The 15,536-nt window shown below is 43.3% G+C and carries 10 protein-coding genes and 2 pseudogenes; 6 read left to right on the plus strand and 6 right to left on the minus strand.

All coding sequences use genetic code 11. The annotated features are described in order from the left end of the window. Positions 1-34: 34 nt before the first annotated feature. On the minus strand, positions 35-220 hold the full coding sequence (locus KA717_32800; GenBank protein UXE60320.1) for a hypothetical protein: 186 nt from the start codon (positions 218-220) through the stop codon (positions 35-37). A 117-nt stretch (positions 221-337) separates the two neighbouring features. On the opposite strand from KA717_32800, the gene KA717_32805 reads away from it, so the two are divergent. Then, the gene (locus tag KA717_32805) at positions 338-1,450 is read left to right on the plus strand and encodes an IS630 family transposase (GenBank protein UXE64846.1); all 1,113 of its coding nucleotides are present in this window, start codon (positions 338-340) and stop codon (positions 1,448-1,450) included. A gap of 17 nt (positions 1,451-1,467) precedes the next feature. On the opposite strand, the gene KA717_32810 is transcribed toward KA717_32805, so the two are convergent. From KA717_32810 to KA717_32825, 4 genes are all read right to left on the minus strand, one after another. After that, entirely contained in the window at positions 1,468-1,890 is a 423-nt protein-coding gene (locus KA717_32810; GenBank protein UXE60321.1) for a hypothetical protein, read from the minus strand. A gap of 91 nt (positions 1,891-1,981) precedes the next feature. Beyond that, positions 1,982-3,733, minus strand: coding sequence for an HlyD family efflux transporter periplasmic adaptor subunit (locus KA717_32815; GenBank protein UXE60322.1), 1,752 nt, complete (start codon positions 3,731-3,733; stop codon positions 1,982-1,984). Positions 3,734-3,832: 99 nt separating this feature from the next. Then, positions 3,833-6,841, minus strand: a complete 3,009-nt coding sequence (locus KA717_32820) for a peptidase domain-containing ABC transporter (GenBank protein ID UXE60323.1) — start codon at positions 6,839-6,841, stop codon at positions 3,833-3,835. A gap of 80 nt (positions 6,842-6,921) precedes the next feature. Next, positions 6,922-7,773, minus strand: coding sequence for a prephenate/arogenate dehydrogenase (locus KA717_32825; GenBank protein ID UXE64847.1), 852 nt, complete (start codon positions 7,771-7,773; stop codon positions 6,922-6,924). Between the two features lie 154 nt (positions 7,774-7,927). On the opposite strand from KA717_32825, the gene KA717_32830 reads away from it, so the two are divergent. The 3 genes from KA717_32830 to KA717_32840 all read left to right on the plus strand — a co-directional run bounded on the left by KA717_32830 (position 7,928) and on the right by KA717_32840 (position 13,183). Continuing rightward, positions 7,928-9,631, plus strand: coding sequence for a hypothetical protein (locus KA717_32830; GenBank protein UXE60324.1), 1,704 nt, complete (start codon positions 7,928-7,930; stop codon positions 9,629-9,631). Positions 9,632-9,807: 176 nt separating this feature from the next. Next, positions 9,808-12,156 (plus strand): molecular chaperone DnaK, encoded by a 2,349-nt coding sequence (dnaK, locus tag KA717_32835; GenBank protein ID UXE60325.1) that lies wholly within the window; start codon positions 9,808-9,810, stop codon positions 12,154-12,156. 115 nt (positions 12,157-12,271) lie between these two features. Further along, positions 12,272-13,183, plus strand: a complete 912-nt coding sequence (locus KA717_32840) for a J domain-containing protein (protein UXE60326.1) — start codon at positions 12,272-12,274, stop codon at positions 13,181-13,183. Positions 13,184-13,447: 264 nt separating this feature from the next. Here the strand turns inward: KA717_32840 and KA717_32845 are convergent. Continuing rightward, a pseudogene (locus KA717_32845) lies at positions 13,448-14,785 on the minus strand (IS5 family transposase). Between the two features lie 302 nt (positions 14,786-15,087). Here KA717_32845 and KA717_32850 point away from each other — a divergent pair. Continuing rightward, positions 15,088-15,192, plus strand: a pseudogene (locus KA717_32850) (IS1 family transposase). Between the two features lie 58 nt (positions 15,193-15,250). Beyond that, on the plus strand, positions 15,251-15,532 hold the full coding sequence (locus tag KA717_32855) for a hypothetical protein (protein UXE60327.1): 282 nt from the start codon (positions 15,251-15,253) through the stop codon (positions 15,530-15,532). Positions 15,533-15,536 lie beyond the last annotated feature (4 nt).

A 15,536-nucleotide genomic window follows, 5' to 3' on the forward strand; every position in this document is an offset into this window, starting at 1 on the left:
ATAACGGGCCGATGTCTAGTCTTAAACTATTTTTCTATTTTCTCAAAGCCTTACACCATAACTTTTTCCAACTTTGATCAGACGATACCAGTTCCGCCAGAAGCACTATTTTTGCCCTTAAGGCAATTTGCTGCTCTGTTGTATGACGATTTATCAGTTTTTCTAGATGTTCTCGTTCTTTTGCTTCCAACTTTAACTCTTTGGGGGCTAATCGGGGCATGACTTTTTCTCCTATATACCTATATTTATCTTTTTATCGGTTGCCTAATAATAGTAAGCTGTCATCACTCTAAGTGGATATAAGGTAGAATATATAGACTTACTTTTTTGTATGACTATGCTGACGTTAAACTTCTTAGACCAAAAGACCAAGAAAGAGCTACAAAAAGCCCTTAAAACGGAAGAGCACGCAGTTACAAGAGAGAGAATATTGATTATGTTACTGAGAAATGAAGGAAAAACGTATGATGAAATATCAGGATTATTAGGATGTTGCAAACGACAAGTGTGGTACTGGTGCAATAATGGAAATCCGAAACAGATAGAAAGCTTAAGAGACAAAAGAAAAAAAGGAAATCACAGGAAAGTAACAGAAGAATACATAGAGAAATTGACGGAGATAATAATCAAAGAGCCTGAAGAGTTTGGATATGAATTTGGACGTTGGACAGTAGCAAGACTATCAACTCATATGGAAAAAGAAACGGGTATATTGTTAGGAAATACACAACTTAGAAATATGCTTAAAAAAAAGCGATTTGTCTATATTTGGGCAAAATATAGTCTAGAAGATAAAAAAGATGAGCAAAAAAGAGAGGAATTTAGAAAGAAAGTTGAAGAGTACAAGAAGCTTTTGAAAGAAAAGCCAGAATCAATCCAGATATGGTTTTGGGATGAAAGTGGCTTCAGCTTAAGAGTAATACGGAGAAAACATTGGACAAAAAAAGGAAAGCGTAAAAAAGTGAGGGGAGATAGAAGAAAAGGAACAGTCAATGTAATGGGTGGTATTAGATATACTGACAAAAAACGGTGGGTTGATTTGATTCCCACTGGTAACTCTCAGAACTTCAAGAGTGTATTATTAAAATTTTACAAAGACATACAAAGAGAATGGATAGAACAAGGAAATAAAAAAGAAGACTTTGAAAAGAATGGTCTGAAGATTGTGATTATTTTAGATAATGCGAGCTTCCACAAAAAGCAAGAAATTCTAGACGAGAGCACGGAAGAAATGCCAAACATTATTTTGGAGTTTTTACCCCCCTATAGTCCCGATTATAATTTAATGGAATTGGTATGGCATTCAGCAAAAGAATATATTGCAAATAAATTATTCAAATCAATTGAAGAATTAGAATCTCTCATCCATAAACTTCTTAATGAAGGTGGATTGACAATATGTTGGGGACGTAAAATCAAAAACAAGGGCTCAAGTATTATTGCAAGTTAAACTGATGACAGCTTATCTTAACTTACGCCTTGGACTACTAGAAGATTTCCCCTCAATATTTCATAGGCTTTCAAGAATCCCATGCTCCTCAATGCTTGGTAAATTAACCCAAACAAAGGGAATAGACTACTCGCTGCTACCCCATCCACAATGTTGCAAATCTGTTCTACTGTTGGTATTTTTTCTAGTCCAAACAACCTCTGAGCATTATCTCGCCCACAACGGCTGTTAAGCTGACGTTGGTACTCTAAAAATGACTCATTTTGCATAAAAAAGGCGGCAAATGCCCCCAGTATCGCCTCTCTTAGACTATATTTCGTTGCATTACTAACCGAACGGGGGTCATCTATCTTCCCAATGACCTCGTTTAAACAGTGAACGATTCCGTCAAAACTTAGGTCGTTTACTTCCATCTTTCTCTCTGCAAAATCAGTAGACACTTTTCTCTTTATTCATAACTTCCTATAGGTCAAAGTTTTTCTGTCTCTATTTATACCATTTGAATTTGGAATTGCTGATTGATGACACGCCCTAACGAACCGTTTCCAAACTTTCGATTTTCTTAGTAAATAATTCCGTAAATAGACTCATAACGGTACGTTTTTCTCGGACTTTGATATTCGCGGTGATTGACATCCCTGACTGAAGGAGAATTTTACGATCTTCGGTTTTTAGATATTGATGATCCATCTTGATTTTGACCGGAAAACGATAATAACGGTGATTTTCATCAGGAGGAAGCGCGTCAGAGCCAATCGTATCCACTTTTCCCTTAATCTCTCCAAACTCGCTATAGGGAAAAGAATCAATGCGAACTTCTGCCTTCATACCAGAGCGTACAAAACCAATATCCTTATTGGTGACATCCACTTCCGCCACTAAATAATCATCCGGAACAATTTTCAAAAGGGGAATGGTTTGGTTAGGAGGGGTTACATAGCCTGGCGTTGCCTTGAGATCAAAAACCGTACCATTAACGGGGGATTTAATAGCTTGATATTGCAACGTCACTTGGGAACGACTAATCTGACTATTGAGTTCATTAATTTTCTTCTTGTTCTCAACAATAATTTTTGTCAGTTGACTATCAATATCAGCAATTCTTTTCGTATTATCAGCAATGCGATCATAGACTTCTTTTTCCGTAACTGCTCCTGTGTTTACTAACCGCGCCTTAGCTTGATTAATGAGGGCATTGATCCGTTTTTTCTCCTCCTTCAGACGTTCAATTTCGGCTTCACGAGTTTGAATTTGCTGCCGTTGCTTATCATACTCCACTGAACCATTGATTTTCTCTTCAATCATTCTTTGGTTGCGATCATTGACCGATTGTTGTTGTTTATCGACCTGTAATTTAGCCAACGCTCCTTCTTCTAAGAGGGGTGTGACACTGCCTAAAATTCCTTTTTCAATGTTTAAACTTTTTTCAGCTTCGGCGATCGCCTTTTGATTACGAGAATTGAGATCGGCAAAGATCTTTTTATCATCAATTAACTGTCGTTGGCCTGAGTCAAGTTGTACTTGTGCCTGTTGTAATTGTTTTTGCAATTGTTCAATTTCCATCTGGGCCGCAATCACCCGCGATCGCAACTCAAAACGGGTCATGCGTAAGCGTGCTTCCTGTTCGGGCGTTAATTGGCCAATCGCCGCCGATTGACCATCCAAAAGCGTTTGATAGAGGCGATTTTCTTCTACCAAGGCCGTGCGATTTTTGGCGAGAGCCGCTATTTCCCATGGCAACCTGAGTTGGGAAATGGCCAGATCTAATTGGTTAGAACTGATCCCTTCTTGTAATACCGAATAGTAAAAAGCATTTTCTTGGAGCGTTGCCTGTTTAATCTTGCGGGCTGATTCTAAATCCGAAACGGTGGTAGTAGAGTCCATGATCACTAACGGCTGACCTTGGCGGACTCGCTCATTATCTTTGACTAAGACCGTTTTCACGACCCCATTAACAGGAGCCTGCACTTCTTTGACCGTATCCAACGGTTTGAGTTGTCCCGTTGCTGGAATCACTTCCTCCATTGTGGCCACATTGGCCCAGATCAGGGAAATGACCGTAACGCCCACAATGCCCCAAACTACCCCCCGTGACCAAACCGAGGACTGACGCAGAATCATGGATTGTTCCGTTGTCCAATGATCGGGAGTCGCTTTGATATTATTAGAAGCTTTAGGGGGAACCTCTCTTTCTTGCACGTCCGCTAAAGTACCATCATCCTCAACGGGAGGTTGAACTTTACCATTAGCTCGGCCATTAGGGGGGGAAAGACGATTAGTCATAGAAATTTATGAAAGATGAACAGAGGATAATTGTTTTTAAATTCAGGGTCGTACTACCCTGCAGTCTCCCATCTGAAGGGGGAGAAATAATGCCCAAAACTATTCAAAAGTTGTTTCTCCTTGCTGTTGGTAGAGATAGTAGTAGCGTCCTTTTAGGGCCATTAACTCCTCATGAGTTCCCTGCTCCACCACAGTCCCTCCATCCATCATAACGATGACATCCGCACTTCGGACAGAACTGAGACGATGGGTAATAAAAAAGACGGTGTGATCTCGAAAGGCTTCTCCCAGATTTAAACAAACCTGTTGTTCGGTTGTATAGTCTAGAGCACTGGTGGCCTCGTCCAACACGAGAATGCGAGGACGTTGTAACACTGAACGAGCGATCGCAATCCGTTGTCGTTGACCCCCAGAAAGAGCCGAACCCCGTTCTCCGACCCTGGTGTTGTAACCATTGGGCAGAGACATAATGAACTCATGGGCCGCTGCGGTTCGGGCCGCCCCCACAATATCTTCGGTACTAGCATCGGGATTCGTGAGAGCAATGTTTTCCTGAACCGTGCCATCAAAGAGCAGGGTTTCTTGCGGCACAACTCCGATTTGACGACGCAGGGAATAAAGTTCTACTTTACTAATGTCGTAACTATCTAACAAAATACGTCCCCCTTCTGGTTCATAGAGTCGAGATAGTAACTTGGTCAGGGTACTTTTTCCCGCCCCACTCTGGCCCACTACGGCCACAAAGGTTCCGGCCGGAAAAGCAAGATTAATATTATTGAGATTCAGGGGGCCGCTAGGTTTAAAACGAAAAGAAACATTTTCAAATTTGACCGCTCCCGACACTTCCGGCATGGGAATATTAAAACGATCTTTTTCTGATTCTTGAGGTGTATCCACAATATCGGCTAAACGTTCCAAGGAGAGAGCGGTTTCCTGGAAATTTTGCCAGAGTTGAGTTAACCGTAAAACCGGCGAAGTCACATAACCCGCAATAATCCGAAAGGCAATTAATTGTCCCAGGGTCAAGTCTCCCTGAAGCACTAAATAGGCTCCCACCCACAACACCAGTAAACCCGATAATTGATTGAGAAAATGACTGGTAGAACCGGCCAAGGTTGAAGTCACAACGGTTTTAAAGCCGGCTCCCATGTAACGGGCATAACGATCTTGCCATTGCCACCGCGATCGCAGTTCAATATTTTGAGCCTTAACCGTTTGAATTCCCGACATCACCTCCACTAAATAGGATTGAGTTTCCGCATTCCGTTCTGCCTTAGCCCGTAATTGTCGCCGAATCAGAGGCGAAAAAACGAGAGTCAAAATGATAAATAGGGGAACAATTCCTAAGGCCACCAAAGTTAAAATGGGGCTATAGATAATCATGACAATGATATAAACGACGGAAAACAGGGAATCTAGTACCACTGTTAAGGCCGTTCCGGTCATGAATTGGCGAATATTTTCTAACTCATTTACCCTGGTTGAAATCTCTCCCACTGGCCGTTTTTCAAAGTAGCGCAGGGGTAAACGCAGCAAATGATCAATAATTTCTGCTCCTAAGCTCATGTCAATGCGATTGGTGGTATCGACAAAGAGATAGGTTCGTAAAGTACTCAGAATGGCTTCAAAGAGGGCAATTACCAGTAAAAAGACCCCTAACACTTGCAGAGTGTCCTGGCTATTTTGGACAATTACCTTATCAATGATCACCTGGATCATCAGGGGATTGGCTAAACCAAAGAGTTGGACAAAGAACGAAGCAATAAAAACTTCAATTAAAACACGCCGATGTTTGGTTAACTCCGGTATAAACCAACGAAGTCCAAAGCGTTCCTGGGGCGTTTCCTTGGATAGCTGGAGCAGTAAAACTTCGCCTTCTTGTTCCCAGGTATCTAAAAAATCCTTGGGTTTGCGGCGGATTAATCCCTTTTCCGGTACAACTAAAACAATTTGCTTATCACTAATTTCATAAACAACCGTGAGATACCCTTGCCAACGAATGATTACTGGTACATTAAGCTGGGTAAAGGAAAAATTGGGAATGCGAACCAATTGACTGGTTAAACCCATTAACTCGGTAATCGCTCCACAAATCGGTAGGGAAAGAGACTCGTTGCGTCGCAATTCCTCTGTCACCACGCGCTGGATCACCTCTTTACGGAAGGGCATCCCAAAATATTGGCTAATCATCTGAAAACAGGCAACGGCCGAATCCAGGGGGGTATTGCCTTGTACTACAGGATAGGACTTGCGACTTTGATGCTTAGAACGGGGTCGAATGGGTTGCCCTAGAAGACTCTCATCGGCATAGGGAACGTCCTCGTAGGAAGCATCTTCTGGGGGGAGGACTGTGACAGAAGCGGCTGGAATGACTTCGGGAGCAGAGGGACGTTTAAGGTGAAGTTCTTCTAAGATCGGAATACCGACTAAACGGGCGGCTTGTTCTCCTTTTACCTCTAGACTGGTTTGCGGCTCCCTGGGTAACGTCTGACCAGTGGGAAAACCAGTAATTTCTCCACTACTCACTAACCAGAGGCGATCGCTGTTCCAGAGAGAAACATGATTAACGAGAGAAGTTTTACCAAGGGGTAGATAGTAAACTTGAGACTGTTCTAGGGTTTTGAGGGTTAATTCTCGTAGATTAGCTTCTCCCTGGGCCTGTTGTTGGAGTTGTTCTCCTAATAAATCAAACAGTTCTACGGAGCCACAGTGGTATTGAAAGGCTTCCTGCAACACGGGAGATTCGTTACAAAGGGCCAAAAAATCCTCATGGGTAAGGCTGACACAGACAGATTCGGTAGAGGCGATCGCTGTTTCACAGGCCAAGCCCCGCATGACATTGACCCAACCAATCACTTCTCCTGGCTGTAGTCGCTCCAAAGTTGCCGGCATTCCCGTTCTGGGATCATAGCCCAAGGAACGAACCTGACCACTGAGTAAAATAGAGACGTAGGGCGAAAATTTACCCCGCATCAGAATGACTTGGCCCATGCGATAACGCCAGGGCTGGAGCTTATCGGCTAAGGTCGTCAGAATTGTTGGTGAAAGTTGATTAAAGGGATAAACCCCATTTAAAAAGGATTGGTAGTCAGTAACGGAATTTTTCATGTTTCAAGGGAGTTCCACAGGCCATCTGCAAACAATAGCAAGTCTATACTAAATTATTGACATTTTAAAAGAGATGTTTCCTAGTCTGTTCTTTCCGATACATAGCTAGGGCGATCGCCTTGGGTCTGAGTCAAAAACTGGGATAATTCTGGCCATTGTTCCTGTTCAATAAAATTTATCACTTGATCTAATTGTTGGCGATAACCCGACAGCGATCGCAACAAACTCACTTGGTTAAACTGAGCCATCATCATGCCTAATTCAGGATTGCCCCCCCCCACTCGACTCGTATCCCGAAAACCAGAACTAGCTAATTTTTGAGCTAATTGACGTATCTGAGAATTCTTTTCACCACCACAGGCTCCAATGAGACTAGCACTGACCATGACGGGTAAATGGGAAATCCAAGCAACGGCCTGATCATGCTCTTCAGGAGAACATTGGTATAATTTGGCCCCCAGGTTTTTAATCAGGTCAATCAGTAAGGAAAGTCCCTGATCGGTGGTCTTAGTCATGGGTGTTAACACATAGGGAGCATTCACAAATAACCCCGACTGGACTGCTTCAATGCCCTGTTCTGCGGTTCCGGCCATGGGGTGCCCACCGATAAAGTTGGGCCAGAGAGCGGTGCAGGCTTCGACAATAAAACCTTTGACGGAACCTACGTCTGTAACCAAGGTTGGGGGTGAGAGAATTGGCATTAATTTTTGTAGCGTCGGAACAATGGCGGCGATCGGTGTACAAAGGAAAATAATCTCAGCCTCTGCTAATTGCTCTAAATTCTGTCCCGCTTGATCAACAATGCCTCGTTGGATGGCAGTTTGACAGGTTTGAATTTGACGAGATACGCCCAGGAGATAATGACCCTGGGTTCGTAAATCAAACGCCAAGGAACCTCCAATTAAGCCTAAACCGACGATGCCAATTTTCATAAATGCGTAGAAGCGAAAGGCCGACAACCCAAACTGAATCAGACCAGACTGCTTGTGTTATCTTAGTCAAGTCAGGAGCAACTTCACTGTAAATTTTTACAACTTTATTATCTATTTGTTAGCTTAAATTCAGAATGAAGCGGTATTGCTAACCATGTCTATGGATTTTCCCCTTAAAATTGACTCTGCCCCCTCACTTACCCAGGTATTCACACCTGTTAATGTTGCGATCCTGACCTCTGTTGGTTTACACGCTTTTATTCTAGGATTAGCTCTACCCAGCTTGCAGTGGTCACAGCCAAATCAAGCCTCTGGGAAAGGGCGGGTTAATGTCATTCAATTAACAGATGCGGAACAGAGTCGTCTGCCTGAGACTTCCCCTTTTAGCAATAGCAGTGCTTTTCTACCGAATACGAGTAGCGAGCTTCCCAGTAATATTCCTGATCTTTCCAGTAACAATCCATCGCTTAATTTACCGACGACTTCTCCTCCCCTCCCTAGCACAGATTACAACTATAATTCCCTCCCCAGTCAAATTCCGTTACCACCTTCCTTACCAAATTTGCCTGGCTATCCCAGCAATTTACCGCCCCTCAGTAATTATGGCTACGGTAGTCTCAGTCGAGTCGCAAGGGGGACTCCCCCTATCTCGCTACCCCCTTTACCTTCTTTTCCCATGCCTTCCTATCGTCGAAGCTCAGAACGGCCATCTCTGCCTGGGATGAACAATCTACCTAGTGGGAATAGTAATCTGCCGAATTTACCTCGTCCTCAATTCGGGGAACAGCAACCCTTGAGAGGAACCGATTTTATTACCAGAGCTTCCCAAGGTAACGGCAATCCGGTCAGTACGGCTTCCCCTAATGAGCCTGAATTACAAGCTCAGGGAGAAGATACTCCTTCTATGCAAGCGTTACAAAATGATCTCAAATGGCGAGCCTCTTTAGGGCGTCAAAAGAGTTCTGACATTGAAGCGATTACCCTATATGGCAGTTATCCTCGCATTGCCTGTCGTAATCGCACGGAGGCAACGGTTGTTTATAACGTCGATCCCAACGGAAGCATCACGCCGGTCAGTCTTTCCCGTTATCCTATTTTTAACGAATTGGCCCAACAAGCTTTTCAGTCTCAACGATTTACTAGACCAACCAGGGTAAGGGTCAATTTTAATTATGATCCCAAGGTCTGTGGCAGTATGGCAACGGCGGCTCCTCCTTTGCTGAACAATCCCAGTAATAATAATCCGGCGATCGCCCCAAACCCATCTTTGCCGAATAATTCAACCGTAAATCCTCTCAATTCAGCTTACCGACGAGGGCCTGAGTTACCAACCCTACCGCGTTCTGGTGGAACCGTTCCTAATTCTTCCCCTGTCCAAGGGCCATCCCAAACCCCTGTTCTCAGCCCCCCCTCTGAAAATCGCAACCCTGGGTCAAGAACGCCTGACTCGAATCCCAATCCGACTAACAGCAATTCGTCATCTCCCTCGCTGCCCCCCGCTTCACCTGAAACGGCCACACCAACGCAGCCAGAGATGACCCCTTCTCCTGCGATTATGCCTCCTAAACCTGCTGCTGTCGCCCCAACCATCCCTCCCGTTGAATTAAAACCCTCTGTTACACCCAAACCAGAGTCCACCGCAACCCCTTCCGAAAATCGATCGCAGCCAGAAACGAAGCGATCGCGTCTCTTTAATAACAATAATCGTCCGACTGTTCGGCTAAGTCCCCGTTCCTCTGTCAATACAACTCCTGATACTACTCCTGCTGAGGTTAAACCGACTCCAGAAATAACTAAACCGACGGATGGGTCAACAGAAAGCAGTTCTCTCGCTGCACCAGCCGTAGGCAAGAAATAGGGATTTGCATTTTGCCCAATCCCAAAGATACTCTTTTAACGCCAGTTCTGAGTAGTGATTTGGTATTAAGAAATGTTTACCCCATCCCTTCGATACAACAGACACAACCCCTATAATAATCAAACAAGGGACTTGCACAAGGAACCTCCCTGGAGTTGCTGGAGAAACAAACAAGCATGGCTAAAGTAGTCGGTATTGACCTCGGTACAACTAATTCCGTTGTCGCAGTGATGGAAGGCGGCAAACCTGTTGTCATTGCCAATGCTGAAGGGATGAGAACCACACCTTCTGTGGTTGGTTTTAATAAAGAGGGGGAATTAGTAGTGGGGCAAATGGCTCGCCGTCAAGGGGTGTTAAATCCCCAAAATACCTTTTATGCCATCAAGCGTTTCATGGGGCGACGTTATGGGGAACTAACAACCGAATCTAAACGGGTTCCCTACACCATTCGACGAGATGAAGCGGATAATATTAAAATTCGTTGTCCACGCCAGAAAAAAGACTATGCACCGGAAGAAATTTCTGCTCTAATTTTACGCAAATTAGCCGATGAAGCCAGCCGTTATCTAGGCGAAAAGGTGACAGGGGCAGTGATTACTGTACCAGCCTATTTTAATGATTCCCAACGACAAGCCACCAGGGATGCTGGACGGATTGCGGGGTTAGAGGTGCTACGGATTATCAATGAGCCAACGGCTGCTTCTTTGGCCTACGGTTTGGATCAACGCTTGAGCAAGAAAATTCTGGTCTTTGATCTGGGTGGGGGAACCTTTGATGTTTCCGTGTTGGAAGTGGGGGATGGAATTTTTGAAGTTAAGGCGACCAGTGGAGATACTCAACTCGGTGGAGCAGATTTTGATAGACGTATAGTGGATTGGTTAGCTGAACAGTTTTTAGAGCAGGAAAAAATCGATCTGCGTCAGGATCGTCAAGCTCTGCAACGCTTAACCGAAGCTGCCGAAAAAGCCAAAATTGAACTGTCTGGGGTTAGTGTCACGGACATTAATTTGCCCTTTATTACCATCACAGAAGATAGCCCCAAACATCTAGAAACACGACTAACGCGATCGCAGTTTGAAGAACTATCAGGGGATCTGGTGAGTCGGTTGCGGCGGCCCGTTAAACGAGTCTTAAATGATGCCGGTTTAAGTCCAGTCCAAATCGATGAAGTGGTCTTAGTAGGGGGCGGAACCCGAATGCCCATGATTAAAGCCCTAGTCCGTAGCTTTATTGATCGAGAACCCAATGAAAATGTTAATCCCGATGAAGTGGTAGCGGTGGGGGCTGCCATTCAGGCCGGAATTTTGGGGGGTCAAGTTAAGGATATTTTGTTATTAGATGTCACGCCCTTATCCTTGGGACTGGAAACCATCGGGGGAGTCATGAAAAAACTCTTACCTCGTAATACAACCATTCCTGTCCGTAAATCCGACATTTTTTCGACGAGCGAAAATAACCAAACCGTTGTGGAAATCCATGTTCTCCAAGGGGAACGGGAAATGGCCAGTGATAACAAATCCCTCGGACGGTTTAAATTATCCGGTATTCCTCCGGCTCCCAGGGGGATTCCCCAGGTACAGGTCGCCTTTGATATTGATGCCAACGGGATTCTGCAAGTCACCGCCAGGGATAAAACCACAGGACGGGAACAAAGTATTACGGTACAGGGTTCCTCTACCCTCAGTGACCTAGAGGTTAACCGTATGATCCAAGAGGCGGAAAGTTTTGCCTCGGAAGATCGAGAACGACGGGAACGCATTGAAAAACGCAATAGTGCTAAAGCTCTTACGGATCAGGCCCAACGTCGTCTGAAGGAAGTCACCCTGGATTTTGGTAGTGCTTTTACGGTTTCCTACCGTCGTCAGGTGGATTCGTTATCGGCAGAAATTTTAGAGAGTTTAGAAAAAGAGGATGAACGTCGTTTGGATCGGGCCCAAGCGGATCTACAGGATGTTCTCTATGAGTTAAATCGGGAAGTTCGTTTGCAATATCAAGACGAAGATGAGGGCTTCTTTAGTGCAATTCGTAAAACCTTTACAGGGGATTTTGAAGATGATGAACCCTATGGCACTCGGCGATCAGATTATCGGGATGACTATGCTCCTCGCAGTGGTGTAAATACCAGTCGCGATCGCGCAGCGCCACTTCGTGATCGCGCAGCGCCACTTCGTGATCGCGCAGCGCCACTTCGTGATCGCGGTGCATCCTATCGCAGTACCCGTCGTCCTGACTCCCAGCCCAAGGATTATCGTGATTCTGGCTATGGGGATTGGGAAGAACCTCCCAGTCGTTCTGTTCGCAATGACAACCGAGGTAGCGATATTAACTATGCAGAGAATTATGATTATCGTTCCCCTGTCCCCCGTCGTCCTTCCCCATTAAATAGTTCAAATAGTTCTCGCCTAAATGATCGTACCAATGAACGAGGCAGCGATCGCAAGAATGATCGTTCTCCCAATCGCAATCGCCCTCGTAATTTGCCCCCAGAAAATAATTGGGATGATGACGATGATGATTGGTTTTAAGGCTTGCTAAACTGACCCTAACGATTTAATCAAGAATTGCACCAAGGATCTCATCAACGGTGATCGCCTAGATTAACCTAACTTTAGTGATTATTAGAACCATTTATCTAAATTTATGCAACAACTGCGGAATTATTATCAAGTATTAGGAGTTCCCAAGGATGCAACGAGTGAAGAGATAAAAAAGTCCTTTCGGAAGTTAGCGAGACAATATCACCCCGATGTCAATCCCGACAATAAGGGGGCAGAGGAAAAATTTAAGGATATTAATGAAGCCTACGATGTGCTATCAGACGAAGTTAAACGAGCAGACTACGATAGTCAATTTTTTGGACGGGGTAAACGCAAACCAACTTCACGCTTCCAAAATCCCCCCCGTGCAGAGAATGGCAGAACGTCTGCTCCTCCTCGACCAGCAGCAGAATATTGGCAGGACTATAGCCCAGGTACCGCCAAACGCACTAAACCGGTTACACCGCCACCTCGCACTCCCCCTAGAGATGTGGAGGCAAAATTAACGATTCCCCTCGAAAAGGCCTATCGCGGGGGACGAGAACGAATTCGTTTAGAAGATGGGCGATCCCTGGAAGTAGAGATGCCAGCCGGAATGATCGATGGCCAAAGGATTCGTCTCAAAGAACAGGGGATTAATGGCGGTGATCTCTATCTGAAAATTGGCATTGCACCCCACCCCTTTTTTGAACTACAGGGTTCAGATATTGCTTGTCAAGTTCCTGTCACCCCTAGCGAGGCTATTTTAGGAAGCTCCGTAGAAGTCCCTACCATTGATGGTCTGGTCAAAATGACCGTACCGAAGGGAGTTAAACCAGGTCAAAAGTTACGGTTAGCTCAGAAGGGTTATCCCAGTGGACGCGGTGAAGGAAGAGGCCCAATGGGCGATCGCGGTGATCAATTAGTCGAGATTCAAATTGCCATTCCTCCCGAACCTAGCCCAGAAGAAATAGAACTCTACCAAGCGATTCGGAATTTGGAACAGTATAATCCTCGCCAAAAGTTTCTGTCCTAAAATGTATTTAAAATTGTTTTTTAAGCAGGATTAAGTAGGGCTTGCTGAAAAAGTCAAAAAACGAAAGAAATGTGGGTTAGGGAAGTATGGACTGAAAAAGCATAGATAACTTATCCTTATGGAAACAAATCAAAATACAGATTTTGTTTAATCTATTGTTCCTTTCTGTCTAAAAAGGTCAACACAAATCACTCCTCACAAAAGAGAGGAAAATTAACACCATTTTTCACAAGAAAAACGACTCTACAACTTTTTACTTTTTGTCTTCTGAAGTAGAGTAGAAAGATTCATTACCAAAAAGTTCATCGCAATTACCGTTTCCGAGGTCTCAGGTAGTTTGGCCATCACTCGACCAAGACTAAATTTCCTCTTTCCCTGTCCGAATTTACCCTCAATGGCATTACGCACTCTTTCATCTGAGCGTGCCTCTTTCTTTTTTTCTTTGCTCACCTCTTTCGGCGGTCTTCCCAATCGGGGACCACTCATTCTTATATCCCTTTCTTTACAATAAGCTCGATTCGCTTTTGTTCGATAGATTTTATCCACATGAACCGATTCCGGATAACATCCTGTTTCCCTTTTATATTCTTCTATTCGCGCTTGTAAATCTCCCGATTCGTTGTAATTATCCCAACTTAATTTGTCTAAGAAGACAAAGCCATTCACATTACTTGCCGATATTTTAGCTCCAAACTCTACTGCTTTTCCCGCTTTTCCACGCACTATTGGACGCACGTGAGGTTGGCTTACACTCACAATTCTGTTTTCTACTTTATTTGTCTTTTTTTCATACATTTCTAACTGTTGCTCATACACTTTTCCTATCGTTACAAGCTCTTCTTGCTCTTTTTTCGTTAGTTTTTCTAACTTTGCTCCCTCTTCTATCATTTTTTCTATATCAGACAAGTTTCTTTTTATATATCCTAGTTGTTTTTTTGTTCCTTTTCTTCTTTCTTTTTTTGACACACGACGTTTTTTTGCTATGGCTAAGTACTCTTTTCTTGCCACTTCCCTATAAGTCCTCGGCTTTTCTTTCCTTTTCTCTTTTATTTCTTCATACAGCTTATCTATTATTTTTTCTGTTTTTTCTCTGGCATCATTCAATATTCCTATATCCGTTGGATATTTTATATCTGCTGGTGTACAAGTCGCATCTAACAATAACTTTCCTTCATTTTCTTTTTTTTCTGACGCTACACCCGTCGCTTTTTTTTCTATTTCTTTATTAATTTTATTTATTAATTCCATTCCTATTTTTTTACGAAAATGAACCATCATTGACGCATTAAATGCTTCTTTGCTACTATAGCTTTCCATTCCTATAAAGTACTGTAAATAAGGGTTCTCTTTTATTTGTTCTACTGTTTCTCTGTCACTTTTTCCTGAAATTTCTTTGATAATTAATGCTCCTAATGCCATTCTAAATGATTTGGCTGGGGCTCCTTTTTTTTCTGTGAAGTTTTTTGCATATTCTTCCTCATATTCTTCCCAAAGAATCATTTTTGACATTTCTATCCAACGATTTTCTTCGTCTAACTGCCCGCCGAACAGATTTTTCAAGTTTTCTGGTGTTTCAATTGAGTACTGTTGCTTTCGGTACATCTGCTTTCTCTCTTCTTAATGCAATGGTTTTGAGGCATTCTACCCTATTTTCGTGCATTCTAGCGGTTCTTAATTCGCCTACTATTTTTCTCCGTAAAGGTTTCAGCTTTTTTCAGCAAGCCCTAAATAGCTTATATGGCAGGGATGATGTAGAATATCAACTAATATAAATTTTTCTCAAATCTATCCCCTAAATCAACGTTTTTATGACTAACATTTTTGCGCTATTATTTTTTGTCTTAAATCAATTGACAGTAGAACAGCAATTGGCAGAGAAATATTGTCTCTCAAAGACTAATTTTAAACAGCCTTGCCCAAGTTGTGGCTCTTATCACACTATTAAGAATGGTTCCGCCCATAATGGTAAGCCCAAAAATCTATGTAAAGACTGTGGTCGCCAGTTTGTTATTAACTCTAGTCAGAAGGTAATCGTTCAGGGGGACAAAATCTGATAATCTAAAAGTCATGGAAGAAAAACAGCTACTAGAGACAGCCGAAATTGACGAAAATGATTGGGAGCAAACCCCAGTCAGCGTCAGAAATCTGGTGGTAAAATTATTCGATAAGATAGAGCAACTAGAAAAACACCTCAAAGAATTGCAGGAAACAAACGAAAAGATTAGCGAAAAAGTCAATCAGAATTCTCAAAACTCAAATAACCCTCCTACGTCAGAGCCGCTAAATGTTGAAATTCCCAAGAAAAAAAAGAAACGCGAGTCGGGAGCATCCCAGATTTGCAATGAGTAAAAGT

The sequence above is a fragment of the Woronichinia naegeliana WA131 genome (genome assembly GCA_025370055.1).
Lineage (GTDB): Bacteria > Cyanobacteriota > Cyanobacteriia > Cyanobacteriales > Microcystaceae > Woronichinia > Woronichinia naegeliana.